The following is a 13,355-nucleotide window of genomic DNA, read 5'->3' on the forward strand; positions in this document are numbered from 1 at the left end:
GGCCCATGGCCCTGAGCGGCCACGGGCCGCTCAGGGCCGCTGGCCTCCACGCACCGCTCCCCCCCGAGCCCCCTCCGGGAGGGGGCTCCAGCTTGACCAACGAGTTGGCCGGCCGCAAGGCCGGCCCGTCGACCATGCTGGAACCCCCGCTTGGCGGGGGGCAGGGGGTGCCGTAGGTGCAGGCCCATGGCCCTGAGCGGCCACGGGCCGCTCAGGGCCGCGAACCGCCGATCGTTCGCGCACCTCCCTCGGTCAGTGAACCCGTAGTGACCTCAGAAGCGCGAGCCTGGCTGTTCCAGGAATGCGAGTTCCTCGGCCGTGCTCTTGCGCCCCAAGATGGTGTTGCGGTGCGGAAAGCGGCCGAAGCGGCGGATGACCTCGCGGTGCTTCAGCGCGTAGTCGAGCATGTCGCGCAGTGCCGGCGCCTCCTGGGCCAGCGCCTCGAAGCAGCGCACCGAGACGTCCTGCAGCGCCTCGTCCTCGGCGTGCTCGAAGGGCAGGTAGGCGAATGCGCGTTGCCACGGAGGCAGTTGCAGATCGTCGCCCACCTCCGTCATCGCCTGCGCCAGCGAGCGCGCCAGGCCGTCGCCGGCGAAGGCCCGTGGCGTGTCGCGGAAGGTGTTGCGGGTGAACTGGTCGAGAACGACGATGCGCGCCAGCCGCTCGGCTGCCGAGTCGCCGAAGCTGGCGCCGGCGAGCACGGCCTCGACCAGTGCGCCGAAGCGTTCGCGGATCTGCGCATCGAAGGCCGGGTCCTTGCGGAACCACTCGGCACGCGCCGCCGGCTGATCGCCGAACCAGAAGTCGAGCACGGCGCGGGCATCCGGCTGCATGTCGCTCAGTCCTCTCGCGCCAGGCGCTGCCACAGGTAGGTGAACTCGATCGCCTGCAGCGTGGCGCGCTGCTCGTTGTCGGCGGCGCCGCCGTGGCCGCCCTCGATGTTCTCGTAGTACAGCACCGGGTGGCCGAACTCGCGCAGCCGAGCCACCATCTTGCGCGCGTGGCCGGGGTGTACGCGGTCGTCGCGCGTCGAGGTGGTGAACAGCAGCGGTGGGTACTTCGCGTCGCGCCTGATGTTCTGATAAGGGCTGTAGGCCGAGATCACTGCCCAGTCGGCCGCCACGTCGGGGTTGCCGTACTCGGCCACCCAGCTGGCACCGGCGAGCAGCTTGTGGAAGCGCTTCATGTCGAGCAGCGGCACCTGGCAGACCATGGCGTTGAACAACTCCGGCCGCTGCATCATCACCGCGCCGACCAGCAGCCCGCCGTTGCTGCCACCCTCGATGCCGAGGTGGCGCGCGCTGGTGATCTTCTGCTTGATCAGGTCTTCGGCCACCGCAATGAAGTCGTCGTAGCTGCGCTGCTTGTTCTCCTTCATCGCTGCCTGGTGCCAGCGCGGGCCGAACTCGCCGCCGCCGCGGATATTGGCCACCACCAGCACGCCGCCGCGCGCGTACCAGGCCGCGCCGAAGCCGCGCGAGTACCACGGCTCGAGCGAGACCTGGAAGCCGCCATAGCCGTACAGCAGCGTCGGGTTGCTGCCGTCGGCCTTGGCGCCCTTGGGCCAGACCACGAAGTAGGGCACGCGCGTGCCGTCGCGGCTGGCGGCGAAGCGCTGCTCGGCGCGCATGCCGCTGGCATCGAACGAGGGCGGTAGCGTCTTGAGCGCGTCGCGCTTGTCGCTGCCGGTGGCGCCGAGCAGCAGCGTGTCGGGGGTCAGGAAGTCGGTGTAGTTCAGCAGGTACTGTTCGGCCAGCGGGTCGTCGCGGCGCAGTGGGTCGTGCAGTGCGCTGACGCCGAGGTTGCCGGGCGAAGGCGCGTCCACCGCACGCTTCGTGAAGCGGCCGCCGGCATCACGCTTCCATTCCTCCAGCTTGCCGGTGACGTTGTCGTTGATGTTGACCAGCACGTGGCTGCGCGTCAGCGCAATGCCGGCCAGCGAGCGCGTTTCGGTCGGCTCGAACAGCACCTGCACGCGCCGCTCGCTGTTGTCCTTCGCTTTCTGCCAGGCGGCGAAGTCGGCGGCCAGCAGCGAGCCCTTGGGGTGCGTGCGCTCGCCCAGGCGCAGGTCGCTGCGCAGCTCGAGCAGCAGCGTGTCGGCGGCGACGCCGGCACTGTGCATGAACGATAGGCGCGCATCGTCGGGCACGTCGAGCTTGACCAGGCTGTCGCCCTGCAGCAGCAGCGTCTCCTGGTGGAAGAAGTCGGTCGCGCGCACGATCAGCGTGCGCTCGTGGCCAGGCGTCGGGTCGACGCTGACGCCGACCCAGACGTCCTCCTTGCGGCCCTCGAACACCGTCTTCGCCTCCGCCAGTGGCGTGCCGCGCGCCCAGCGCTTGACGATGCGCGGGTAGCCGGAGTCGGTCATCGAGCCGGGGCCCCAGTCGGTGCCGACGTAGAGCGTGTCGGCGTCGGCCCAGGCGATGTCGGTCTTGGCCTCGGGCAGCATGAAGCCGCCGTCGACGAAGCGCTTGGCGACGGTGTCGAACTCGCGGATCACCTTGGCATCGGCACCGCCGCGCGACAGCGAGAGCATGCAGCGGCGATAGTCCGGCCCCAGGCAGTCGGCACCACCCCAGACCCAGTTCTCGTTCTCTGCCTTGCCGAGCGCGTCGAGGTCGAGCACCGTCTCCCAGGTCGGCTTGGCCTTGCGGTACTCGGCCAGCGTGGTGCGCCGCCACAGGCCGCGCTTGTGCGTGCCGTCCTGCCAGAGGTTGTAGAGCCAGTCGCCGCGGCGCGAGACGGCCGGAATGCGGTCGCTCGAGTTCAGCACCTCGAGCAGCCTGGTGCGCGTCGGCGCGAAGTCGGCGCGCGCGCCGAGTTGCTTCATGGTCTCGGCATTGCGCTCGCGCACCCAGGCCAGGGCCTTGTCACCCTGCACCTCCTCCAGCCAGAGATGCGGGTCGTCGTCGGTCGGCTTGTCTTGGCTCATTGCGAACGGGGTGAGGGCGGCCGCGGCGGCGCACAGCAGCCAGCGGGCCAGGGTGGAGGGTGTCGGCATCGGTCGCTTCGATGGTGGGTCAGGCGAGCAGGTCCTGCACCTCGGGGTGGCGGCGCACGTAGGCCTGCACGTAGGAGCACAGCGGCCGCACCTTCAGGCCGCGCTCGCGCGCATGGGCCAGCGCCGTGCGCACCAGTTCGGCAGCGAGGCCCTGGCCTTCCAGCTCGGGCGCCACCTCGGTGTGGGTGATGAACATCACGCCGTCGCGCATCCGGTAGTCGCACACGCACAGGTGGCCGTGCACCTGGGCGCTGAAGCGGCCCGCAGTCTCGTCGTGCTCGATCGTCATGGTCATGGTCGACAACTCCATCGAATCAGGTGCCGGCATTCAGGCGCAGCGGCGTGACCTCCACCGAGGTCTCGCCGTCGCCCACCCAGGCCGTGCCGTCCTGCACGGTGACCTGCAGATTCATCGTGCGCTGCACCAGCGCGGCCAGCGCCTGGCTCTGCGCCGCGTCGACCTGCCAGACCTCGAGGTTGGCAGCGCGGGCGACCTTGTTGGCGAGGCCGCTCCACCAGATCGGCGTGCTCGCCGCGTAGGCGTAGACGCTGACGCGGTCGGCGCGGCCGGCAGCGCGCAGCAGGCACTTGTCGTCGGGCTGGCCGATCTCGATCCAGTGACGCACCCGGCCGGTCAGGTCGCGGTGCACGAGGTCGGGTTCGTCGGCGTCGGACAGGCCCTTGCCCGACTCGAGCGTGCCGTCGCGGTCGTCGACCGGCACGTTCAGCGCGAAGGCCAGCACGCGCATCAGCAGGCGCTCGTCGGTCTCCGACGGGTGGCGTGCCAGCGTCAGCGCATGGTCGGCGTAGAGGCCGCGGTCCATGTCGGCGAGCTGCACGCGGGCTTTGAAGATGGTGGCCTTGAGTGCCATGGGAGCAGGGAGAGGCGCTGCAGCGCGGAACCGCGATTACAGCAGAGCGCCACCGCCGAGCGCCCGGAAGGGCCGCAACCCGCCGCTTCAGGGCTTCTCGGCCAGCGTCTTCAGGCCGGCCAGGCCGTCGGCGAAGTCCCTGCCGATCATGCCGTCGGCGCCGAGCGCGAACCAGCGCATCAGCGGGTTCGCGCCCATGTCGCCGTTGATCGTCCAGGTGACCGTCGTGCCGCTGCCTTCGGCGGCCAGCGTCAGCTCGCCGGTGGACGTGGTGCCGAAGTCGGGGAAGAAGAGTTCGTAGGCCACACGCTGCCCTGGATCGGCGGCGGTGAAGCTCATGCGGCCATCACCTTCGGTCTTGCTCTGCCACGACCAGCCAGCGCCGGCGCCGCTGGGCGGGCCGCTGTAGTCCATCTTCATCGCCGGATCGCGGCGGTTCCACACCGTCCAGTCCTTCCATCGCCGCGGATCGGCGATCAGGCCGTAGACCTTGTCCGGTGGCGCCGCGATGGTGACGCTGCGCGACACCACGAACTTCGGCGAGATCAGGTAGCCGCCGAGCACCAGCACCGCGGCGAGCAGGAGTACCAGGGCGAGCAGCCATTTGACGATCTTCATCGCAACGTCTCCGGGCGGTGGGTGCCGGGAGTCTGCGCCCTTGCGCCTCAGGCCACAAGCGGCGACGGCCCGGCCTGGCAGCTGCGTGCCTCGCGCGCGCTGCGCTGGCCGAGTTCGATCAGCGCCATCACTGCCGCGGCCTGCTCCGGCGGCACCGGGTTGGCCGCTTCGCCGCGCAGCGCGTCGCGCACGGCGGCGTAGTAGGCGCCCTGGCAGCCGGGCTGCAGCGGCCAGTGGTCGGTGACCATCGCTTCGCCCTGCGGCCGGGTGATCAGGCTGACGCTGCGGTCGACGCCCCAGCCCGGCGGCGGCGGCCAGCCAGGGCGCGCGCCGGCCTTCAGCACGTCCTCCTGGGGGTCGAGCCCGAGCTTGGTCCAGCTGCCCCTGCTGCCGTGCACGACGAAGCGCGGCGACGGTGCGGCGGCCAGCATGCTGGCACGCAGCACCACGCGCAGCGCGGGGTAGTGCAGCTGCGCCTGGAACCAGTCGTCGGACTGGCCGCTTTCGCGCAACACGGCCTGCTCGAGCACGATCGCCGCGGGCCAGCCGAACAGCTGCAGCGCCTGGTCGAGCAGGTGCGGCCCGAGGTCGAACCACAGCCCGCCGCCAGGCCCCGCCGACTCGCGCCAGCGCGCGCGCACCGTGGGGCGGAAGCGGTCGAAAGCCGACTCGACGTGGACGATGCGGCCCAGCGTGCCGCGCTCGACGATCGTGCGAAGCGTGAGGAAGTCGCCGTCCCAGCGGCGGTTGTGGAACACCGACAGCAGCCGGCCGCGTGCATGCGCGAGTGCACACAGCTCGCGCGCTTCGGCCAGGCTCAGCGTGAAGGGCTTGTCGACGACGACGTGGCGGCCCGCTGCCAGTGCCGCGCGCGCCAGCGGGAAGTGGCTGTCGTTCGGGCTGGCGATGACCACCAGGTCGAGGTCGTCGCGCCGCACCAGCGCCTGCGCATCGGGCAGCACCTCGGCGTCCGGCCAGTCGGCGCGCACGCGCCCGGGGTCGCGGCTGGAGACCACCGCCAAGGTCAGCCCGGGCACGCCGGCGATCAGCGGCGCATGGAAGGTCTTGCCGGCGTAGCCGTAGCCGACCAGGCCGACACGCAACGGGGGAGGGGTCATGGCGGGATGCGGCAGGATGAAGGCAGCGCATTGTCGCGTCCGACCGCGCCCGGATCGCGCCGATGGCATGATGCGCGCCTGTCCGAACCGACCCGTGCCTGCTCCATGAGATCCCTTGCCGCCAGCCTCACCTTCGTCGCCGCCTGCCTGCCGTTCACGGCCGATGCGGCAAGCGACAAGCTTCGCCTGGGCATCTTCGGCAGCGGCAAGGGAACCGGACCGCTGCTCACCCGCGTCGAACTGCGCGAATGCCTGGCCCTGAAGGAACGCGTCGGCACCGGCAGCGAGGCTGCGGCGCGCGAACGCGAGCAGATCGAGAAGGAGAAGGCCGAACTGATGCGCCAGGGCGAGGAGTTGAAGGCCGAGTTCGAGAAGATCGACCGCGACAGCGTCGAGGCGCTCGAGCAGCATCGCGACCGCGCGCTGGCGCGCGACAAGGCGATCGATGCCTTCGAAGTCCGCGCAACCGAGTTCAACGACCGGCTCGCCGCGCTCAACGCCGAGCGCAGCACTTTTATGAAGCGCTGCGACAACCGCCGCTTCGACCAGGTCGACGAAGAGGCGATTCGCAAGGGCAAGTAACGATCCGGGGAGGACGGCGTCGCTAAGCTGTCCTTCATCCGCGGCACCTAGATTGCGGCATCCGGCCTGTCGGCCGGTTTTCTCTCGTGCCGCCCATGCCTGTCATCCGCCTGCTCGCCTTGTCGCCGGGGCGTCTCGCCCTGGTCGCCCCGCTGTTCATGGCCTTCGTCGCGGTCAGTGCGCTGACCCGCCTCGGCCTGGCCGTCTTCAATGCCGACAGCGCGCTGTTCGCGCCCCTGTCGCTCGGCCCCGCACTGCTGCTCGGCCTGGGCTATGACGCTGCGGTGGCGCTGTGGTGGTGCCTGCCGCTGGTGCTGCTCGGCTGGGGGTGGCCGGCGTCGCGCGGGCGAGCGGTGCTCGGCTGGGCCGCCGTCGCCGTCGCGAGCCTCCTGCTCGGCGCCCTGGTGTTCGTCAGCGTGGCCGAGTTCGTGTTCTGGAACGAGTTCGCCTCGCGCTTCAACTTCATCGCCGTCGACTACCTGCTCTACACGCGCGAGGTGATCGGCAACATCCGCGAGTCGTACGCGCTGATCCCGATGTTCGCTGTGATCGGCGCCACGACGCTGCTGCTGGGCTGGGTGCTGGCGCCTCGCCTGCGCCATGCCGCCGCAGCGAGCGCGCCGGGATTCGCGCGCCGCTCGTGGCAGGCACTGGCCTACGTCGCCGTGGCGGCGGGCGTGACCGCGGCGGTGGGTACCGGCTGGAAGGATCGCCTTGGCCAGCCGCAACTGGTGCAGGTGGCCGGCAACGGCGTGTGGGAGTTCTTCCATGCGCTGCGCTACAACCAGATCGACTACCAGCGCTTCTACGCCACGCTGCCCGCCGAGCGGGTCGATGCCATCCTGCAGCAGCGCTTCGCCGATCCGGCCCACTACCGGCCGGCGCCGGTGGCCGGCATGCCGATCCGCCGCGAGGTGCTGCCCGCCGGGGCGCGGCGCGATCTCAACGTGGTGATGGTGTCGGTGGAGAGCCTGGGCGCGGAGTTCGTCGAGAGCCTCGGCGGCGCGAAGGGCCTGACGCCCAACCTCGAGCGGCTCGGCCGCGAGGGGTTGCTGTTCACGCAGATGTACGCCACCGGCACGCGCACGGTGCGCGGCCTGGAGGCGCTGACGCTGTCGGTGCCGCCGACACCCGGCCACGCCGTGCCGATGCGGCCGGACAACGCCGGCCTGTTCACGCTCGGCGGCGTGCTCAAGGCGCAGGGCTGGGAGCCGCTGTACCTCTACGGCGGCTACAGCTACTTCGACAACATGGCCAGCTTCTTCGGCGGCAACGGCTACACGGTGATCGACCGCACCGCGATCGACAAGCAGGACATCCACCACGAGAACATCTGGGGCGTCGCCGACGAAGACCTGTTCGACCTGGCGCTGCGCGAGATCGACGCGCGCGCTGTGGCCGGCAGGAAGGTCTTCGCGCACGTGATGACCACCTCCAACCACCGGCCCTTCACCTACCCCGCGGGGCGCATCGACATCCCCTCGGGCAGCGGCCGCGATGGCGCGGTGAAGTACACGGATCACGCCATCGGCCGCTTCGTCGAGATGGCGCGCAGCAAGCCGTGGTTCGCGAACACCATGTTCGTGTTCGTCGCCGACCACAGCTCGATCGCGCGCGGCCGCAGCGACCTGCCGATGGAGCGCTTCCACATCCCGATGGTGGTCTACGCACCGGGGCTGGTCGAGCCAAAGCATGTCGAGGTGCTGGCCTCGCAGATTGACGTCGCGCCGACGCTGCTCGGCCTGCTGAACCTCTCGTACGTGTCGGAGTTCTTCGGCCGCGACCTGCTGCGCGACGATGCCGTGCCGGCTTCGCTGTTCATGGCCAACTACCAGACGGTGGGTTTCGTCGGCGAGGGTGAACAGGTCGAACTGCGCCCCAAGCGCGCCACGCGCGTCTTCGCCATCGACGGCCGCGCGGCCACGCCCGCGCGCGACCGCGCTGCACTGGAGGAGGGCATCGCCTTCTACCAGGTGGCGGCGCAGCGCCTGTCGTCCCATGGTGTGGTGACCCCATCGGCGGCGCCGTAGCAGCGGGACTCCTAGAATCTCGGTTTCTCCGCACCCACGAGAAGCCGCGATGACGACTGCCACCAGCAACCCGCTGCTGCAGACCTGGGACACCCCCTTCGGCCTGCCGCCCTTCGACCGCATCCGCGCCGAACACTTCCCGCCGGCTTTCGAGGCCGCCTGCACCGAGCACCTGGCCGAGATCGACGCCATCGCCGCGCAGGCCGAGCCGCCGAGCTTCGACAACACGATCGCCGCGCTCGACCGCTGCGGCCGCCCGTACTGGCGCGTCGAGGGTGTGTTCCACAACCTGGCGGCCAGCGAGACCTCGCCGGCGCTGCAGCAGGTCGAGCGCGACATGGCGCCCAGGCTGGCCGCGCACAACAACGCGATCTACATGCACCGCGGCCTGTTCGCGCGCATCGACGCGCTGCATGCGCGCCGCGAGGAACTCGGCCTGAGCCCCGAGCAACGCCGCCTGCTCGATCGCTTCCACTTCGATTTCGTGCGTGCCGGTGCGCGGCTGGCCGGCGCGGCGCAGCAGCGCTACGCACAGGTGATGGAGCGGCTGGCCGAGCTGACCACCCGCTTCGGGCAGAACGTGCTGGCCGACGAGTCCTCCTACCGGCTGGTGCTGCGCAGCGAGGCCGAGCTGGGCGGCCTGCCCGACTTCGTGCGCGCCGCGGCGCGCCAGGCGGCGATCGAGCGCGGCCTGCCTGACGCGCACGTGATCACGCTGTCACGTTCGCTGATCGTGCCCTTCCTGACCTACTCCGATCGTCGCGACCTGCGCGAGCAGGCCTGGCGCGCCTGGACCAGCCGTGGCGAACACGACGGCGAGCATGACAACCGCCCGGTGGCACGCGAGATCCTGGCGCTGCGCAACGAGCAGGCACGCGCCCACGGCTTCGCCTGCTACGCCGACTACGCGCTGGCCGACACCATGGCCGGCACGCGCGCGGCGGTCAACCAGCTGCTCGAGCAGGTCTGGTCGCGTGCGAAGCCGCGCGCCGAGGAGGAGCGCGAGGCGCTGCGCTCGCTGGTGCTGTCGCGCGGCGAGACGCTGCAGATCGAGGCCTGGGACTGGCGCTACTACGCCGAGAAGGTGAGGGCGCTGCGCTACGACCTCGACGAGGCGGCGATCAAGGCCTACTTCCCGCTCGAGCGCGTGGTCGATGCGGTGTTCGACTGCGCGAAGCGCTTGTTCGGCCTCGACTTCGTGCCGCAGCCGCACATCCGCGCCTACCACCCCGACGTCACCGTCTACGAGGTGCGCGGCCGCGACGGCGCGCATGTCGGCGTGTTCCTGCACGACAACTTCGCCCGCTCGACCAAGCGCAGCGGCGCCTGGATGAGCAACTACCGCCAGCAGACCCGCAATGCGCCGGGCGGTGGCGCGGTGTCGCCGATCGTCGTCAACAACAACAACTTCGCCAAGGGCGCAGCGGGCGAGCCGACGCTGCTGAGCTTCGACGACGCGCGCACCATGTTCCACGAGTTCGGCCACGGCCTGCACGGGCTGCTGTCGAGCGTGACCTACGAGCGCCTGTCCGGCACCAACGTGCTGCGCGACTTCGTCGAGCTGCCCTCGCAGCTGTTCGAGCACTGGCTGACCGAGCCCTCGGTGCTGAAGGCGCACGCGCGCCACCATCTCACCGGCGAGCCCATCCCCGACGAACTGGTGCAGCGCCTGCATGCGGCGCGCAAGTTCAACCAGGGCTACGAGACGGTGCGCTACACCGCCTCGGCGATGGTCGACATGGCGGTGCACTCGCTGGACTCGGCCGAGGGCCCGGACATCGTCGCTGCCGAGCGCGCCGAGGTCGAGCGCATCGGCCTGCCGGCCGGCGTGGGCATGAACCACCGCTTGCCGCACTTCCAGCACCTGTTCAGCGGCTCGAGCTATGCCGCCGGCTACTACGTCTACCTGTGGGCCGAGGTGCTCGACGCCGACGGCTTCGACGCCTTCGCCGAGGCCGGCAATCCGTTCGATCCGGCGGTGGCGCAGCGCTTGCAGCAGTTCATCTATTCGGCCGGCGACTCGCTCGAGCCGCGTGCCGCCTACCGTGCCTTCCGCGGCCGCGAGGCGACGGTCGAGCCGATGCTGCGCAAGAAGGGGCTGGTGCCCGAGGGCGCCTGAGGTCGCGACGGCGCCGGGCCGTCAGCGGCCGGCGCCGCGCACCTCACCCTGCGGGAAGCGCTGCTCGAGCGCGCCGAGGAACTGGCGGAAGTCGATCGGCTTGGTCCAGTAGTCGTCGAAGCCGGCCTCCATCGCAGTGGTGATGTCCTGCGGCATCGCGTTGGCCGACAGGGCGATGCACGGAATGCGCGCGGTGTCGGGGTGCGCGCGCAGCCGGCGCAGCACCTCGAAGCCGTCGAAGTCGGGCAACTGCATGTCGATCAGCACGAGGTCGGGGCGCAACTGCACGGCGCGCGCAACGCCGTCGGTGCCGTTCGCCTCGCTGGTGATGCGCAGCCCCGACAGGCCGTTGACCAGCTCCTCGACGAGAAGAACGTTGACCGGGTTGTCCTCGATGTAGAGCAGCTGGCCGCGCGAACTCGGCAGCGGCGCCGGGGGCGCGTGCACCGCCTCGGGCGGCGGCGCGGGCGTTTCGGCGACCGGTGCGCGCGGCAGCCTGACCTCGAAGCGGCTGCCCGTGCCGGGGCGGCTCTCGACGTCGATGCGCCCACCCATGCCGGCGACCAGCGCCTTCACGATGGTCATGCCGATGCCCGTGCCCTCGATGCCCTCGCGCTCGGCGCCCAGGCGGTTGAAGGGCTCGAACAGGTGCTCGAGCTGCGCGGCGCTCATGCCGCGGCCGCTGTCCTCGACCACGAGCATCACGGTCTCACCGCTGTGCTGCGCGGCAACGTGCACCTCGCCGCCGGGCCGGTTGTACTTGATCGCATTGGTCAGCAGGTTGACCAGCACCTGCAGCGTGCGGGTGCGGTCGGCCAGCGCGACCCCCTGCAGCTCGCCGTGCAGCAGCCGCACGCCGTGGCGCTGCGCCAGCACCGCGACCAGCGGCATTGCCTGCTCGACCAGCGCCGCCATCGACAGCGGCTGCGGGTCCAGCCGCAGGCTGCCCGACTCGAGGCTGGACAGGTCGAGCACGCCGTCGATCAGCGACAGCAGATGCTCGCCGGCGCTGCGGATGTGGCCGAGCTTGGCGCGGCGGTCGGCGTCGCCGTCCTCGAACTGCAGCAGCTGGGTGAAACCGAGCACGGCATTCAACGGCGTGCGCAGCTCGTGGCTCATGCGCGCGAGGAACTGCGACTTCGCCCGGCTGGCACGCTCGGCCACGGCAGTCGCCTCGCGGGCGGCCTCGGCCTGCTTGGCGTCGGTGACGTCCCAGTTCACGCCCATGCGGCGCAGCGTGCGACCCTGTTCGTCGCCGACCGCGATCGAGCGCGAGGCCAGCCAGCGCACGCCGCCGTCGGGCAACAGCACGCGAAACTCGTAGCGCATCGGCCGCCGGTCGTACAGGGTCTCGGGCCTGGCGTCGAGGTTGCGGCCGCGGTCCTCGGGGTGGACCAGCGCCAGTCGCTCGGCGCGTGTCGGCGGATGGGCGGCCGGTTCCAGGCCGCGCAGGCGGAACATCTGCTCGTCCCATCGTTCGGCGCCGCTGGCGAAGTCGACTTCCCAGGTGCCGATGCCGGCGCTGCGGGCGGCCAGCGCGGCCCGCTGGTCGGCGCTGCGCAGCTTCTGTTCGGCCAGGCGGCGGTCGGTCACGTCGATGGTCACGCCGAAGACCATGGTGCGCCCGTTCCACGGCACGCGGCGGGCGCGGTTGATCAGCCAGCGCAGCTCGCCGTCGGGGCGGACGATGCGGTACTCATGCTCGACGGCGGCGTCCGGCGCCTGCATCAGGTCATCGCGCGCGCTGCGCATGCGCGGCCGGTCGTCGGGATGGATGATCTGCTCGATCCACTCGTGACGCGTCGGCGTGCCACGCTCCGGTGGCACGCCGTTGATTGAGAACATCTGCCGGTTCCATTGGCCTTGCTCGGTCTGCGGGTCGCGGCTCCAGATGCCGATGCCGGCGGCCTGGGTGGCGATGTCCAGCCGCAGTGCCAGCTCGCGGGCCTCGCGCTGGCCCTCGACCTGGTCGGTCAGGTCGAGCGCCACGCCGAGGAAGGCCAGCGGCGTGCCGTCGGTGGCGCGCTGAACGACGCGCCGCGTCAGCACGTGGCGCCAGCTGCCGTCGCTGCGCCGATAGCGGGCCTGCATGTCGGTCGGGCGGTCCGATGCCAGTGCCCGCTGGGCCGAGGCGACCACCTCGGGCAGGTCGTCGGCGTGGATGAACGAACGCACCTCCTCGATCGGCAGGCCCTCGGGCCGCGGCGTGATGCCGAGCACCGCGAAGGCGCGGTCGTTGTAGTACATGCGGTTGCTGCGCAGGTCGTGGCGCCAGATCGCGATGTCGCCCAGTTCGACCGCGAGCTTGAGCTGCGCGCTGGCATCGCCGAGCGAGCGCGCCAGTTCGTAGACCTCGGTGTCGTCCATCATCACGCCGACGACCCGCTCGGGCCGGCCGTCGGCGGCGGCCTTCACCTCCCACTGCGAATGGATGCGGCAGATCGTGCCGTCGGGCCGCAGCACGCGATAGCGCTGCGAATAGCGCCCCGGGGCCGCCATCGACTTGCCGTAGGTGCCCCGGAAGTGGTCTTCCGGATGGATGTAGCGGGTGGCTTCCTCCAGCCCGGGTGTGCCCTGGGCCGGGTCGAGCCCCCAGAAGGCGAAGACGTGGCGGTCCCAGCGGCCCTGCCCGCTGGCCACGTCGCGCTCCCAGACGCCCAGCCGGCCGAACTCCTGGGCGATCTCGAGCAGCTCGCGCAGCCGCGCCGCCTCGGCTGCCGCACGCTGCGCAGCAATGTCCTCGAACAGCCAGGCGACACCCTCGGCGTTGCGGCGCGCCTGCACCGCGAACCAGCCGGCGCCGAGCTGCATCTCGGTGCGCGGCAAGCCGTCGTCCGAGACCGTCACCGACGTCACTTCTGCGGGCAGTGCGTCGCCGAAGCGGGTGCGGAAGGCGTCGTTGGCGAAGATCAGCCGGCCGTCGTCCGCACTCAGGGCCAGCAGCTCACGCGACATCTCCGCCCAGGCGGCCAGCACCTGGGGCGGCGGAGCTGTGCGGCTGCGACGGTCCACGCG

10 protein-coding genes are annotated in these 13,355 nt (G+C 71.0%); 3 read left to right on the forward strand and 7 right to left on the reverse strand.

Features of this window, described 5'->3' with window-relative positions; genetic code table 11:
• Window positions 1-272: 272 nt before the first annotated feature.
• The 6 genes from AAG801_RS19995 to AAG801_RS20020 all read right to left on the reverse strand — a co-directional run bounded on the left by AAG801_RS19995 (window position 273) and on the right by AAG801_RS20020 (window position 5,609).
• Complete coding sequence (locus AAG801_RS19995; protein WP_341889922.1) at window positions 273-833, reverse strand: DUF924 family protein; 561 nt, start codon at window positions 831-833, stop codon at window positions 273-275.
• Between the two features lie 5 nt (window positions 834-838).
• A complete protein-coding gene (locus AAG801_RS20000; RefSeq protein ID WP_341889923.1) occupies window positions 839-3,001 on the reverse strand; it encodes a prolyl oligopeptidase family serine peptidase in 2,163 nt (720 codons plus the stop codon).
• A gap of 19 nt (window positions 3,002-3,020) precedes the next feature.
• On the reverse strand, window positions 3,021-3,296 hold the full coding sequence (locus tag AAG801_RS20005) for a GNAT family N-acetyltransferase (RefSeq protein WP_341889924.1): 276 nt from the start codon (window positions 3,294-3,296) through the stop codon (window positions 3,021-3,023).
• A gap of 19 nt (window positions 3,297-3,315) precedes the next feature.
• The gene (locus AAG801_RS20010; protein ID WP_341889925.1) at window positions 3,316-3,873 is read right to left on the reverse strand and encodes a YaeQ family protein; all 558 of its coding nucleotides are present in this window, start codon (window positions 3,871-3,873) and stop codon (window positions 3,316-3,318) included.
• A gap of 87 nt (window positions 3,874-3,960) precedes the next feature.
• Window positions 3,961-4,491: an SRPBCC family protein gene (locus AAG801_RS20015; protein ID WP_341889926.1), complete on the reverse strand. Its 531-nt coding sequence runs from the start codon at window positions 4,489-4,491 to the stop codon at window positions 3,961-3,963.
• A gap of 47 nt (window positions 4,492-4,538) precedes the next feature.
• Window positions 4,539-5,609, reverse strand: coding sequence for an oxidoreductase (locus AAG801_RS20020; RefSeq protein WP_341889927.1), 1,071 nt, complete (start codon window positions 5,607-5,609; stop codon window positions 4,539-4,541).
• A gap of 105 nt (window positions 5,610-5,714) precedes the next feature.
• On the opposite strand from AAG801_RS20020, the gene AAG801_RS20025 reads away from it, so the two are divergent.
• The 3 genes from AAG801_RS20025 to AAG801_RS20035 all read left to right on the forward strand — a co-directional run bounded on the left by AAG801_RS20025 (window position 5,715) and on the right by AAG801_RS20035 (window position 10,340).
• Window positions 5,715-6,191 (forward strand): hypothetical protein, encoded by a 477-nt coding sequence (locus tag AAG801_RS20025; RefSeq protein ID WP_341889928.1) that lies wholly within the window; start codon window positions 5,715-5,717, stop codon window positions 6,189-6,191.
• Window positions 6,192-6,286: 95 nt separating this feature from the next.
• Complete coding sequence (locus AAG801_RS20030) at window positions 6,287-8,221, forward strand: LTA synthase family protein (RefSeq protein ID WP_341889929.1); 1,935 nt, start codon at window positions 6,287-6,289, stop codon at window positions 8,219-8,221.
• 49 nt (window positions 8,222-8,270) lie between these two features.
• Window positions 8,271-10,340 (forward strand): M3 family metallopeptidase, encoded by a 2,070-nt coding sequence (locus AAG801_RS20035; protein ID WP_341889930.1) that lies wholly within the window; start codon window positions 8,271-8,273, stop codon window positions 10,338-10,340.
• Window positions 10,341-10,361: 21 nt separating this feature from the next.
• Here the strand turns inward: AAG801_RS20035 and AAG801_RS20040 are convergent, their stop codons facing one another.
• The gene (locus AAG801_RS20040; protein ID WP_341889931.1) at window positions 10,362-13,352 is read right to left on the reverse strand and encodes a PAS domain-containing protein; all 2,991 of its coding nucleotides are present in this window, start codon (window positions 13,350-13,352) and stop codon (window positions 10,362-10,364) included.
• Between the last annotated feature and the right edge of the window lie 3 nt (window positions 13,353-13,355).

This window comes from Variovorax sp. YR752 (assembly GCF_943372545.1).

What these genes read in the sequence shown, in the direction of transcription:
- AAG801_RS19995 (WP_341889922.1), bottom strand. Translation starts at nt 833, where the DNA reads ATGCAGCCGGATGCCCGCGCCGTGCTCGACTTCTGGTTCGGCGATCAG.
- AAG801_RS20000 (WP_341889923.1), bottom strand. Translation starts at nt 3,001, where the DNA reads ATGCCGACACCCTCCACCCTGGCCCGCTGGCTGCTGTGCGCCGCCGCG.
- AAG801_RS20005 (WP_341889924.1), bottom strand. Translation starts at nt 3,296, where the DNA reads ATGACCATGACGATCGAGCACGACGAGACTGCGGGCCGCTTCAGCGCC.
- AAG801_RS20010 (WP_341889925.1), bottom strand. Translation starts at nt 3,873, where the DNA reads ATGGCACTCAAGGCCACCATCTTCAAAGCCCGCGTGCAGCTCGCCGAC.
- AAG801_RS20015 (WP_341889926.1), bottom strand. Translation starts at nt 4,491, where the DNA reads ATGAAGATCGTCAAATGGCTGCTCGCCCTGGTACTCCTGCTCGCCGCG.
- AAG801_RS20020 (WP_341889927.1), bottom strand. Translation starts at nt 5,609, where the DNA reads ATGACCCCTCCCCCGTTGCGTGTCGGCCTGGTCGGCTACGGCTACGCC.
- AAG801_RS20025 (WP_341889928.1), top strand. Translation starts at nt 5,715, where the DNA reads ATGAGATCCCTTGCCGCCAGCCTCACCTTCGTCGCCGCCTGCCTGCCG.
- AAG801_RS20030 (WP_341889929.1), top strand. Translation starts at nt 6,287, where the DNA reads ATGCCTGTCATCCGCCTGCTCGCCTTGTCGCCGGGGCGTCTCGCCCTG.
- AAG801_RS20035 (WP_341889930.1), top strand. Translation starts at nt 8,271, where the DNA reads ATGACGACTGCCACCAGCAACCCGCTGCTGCAGACCTGGGACACCCCC.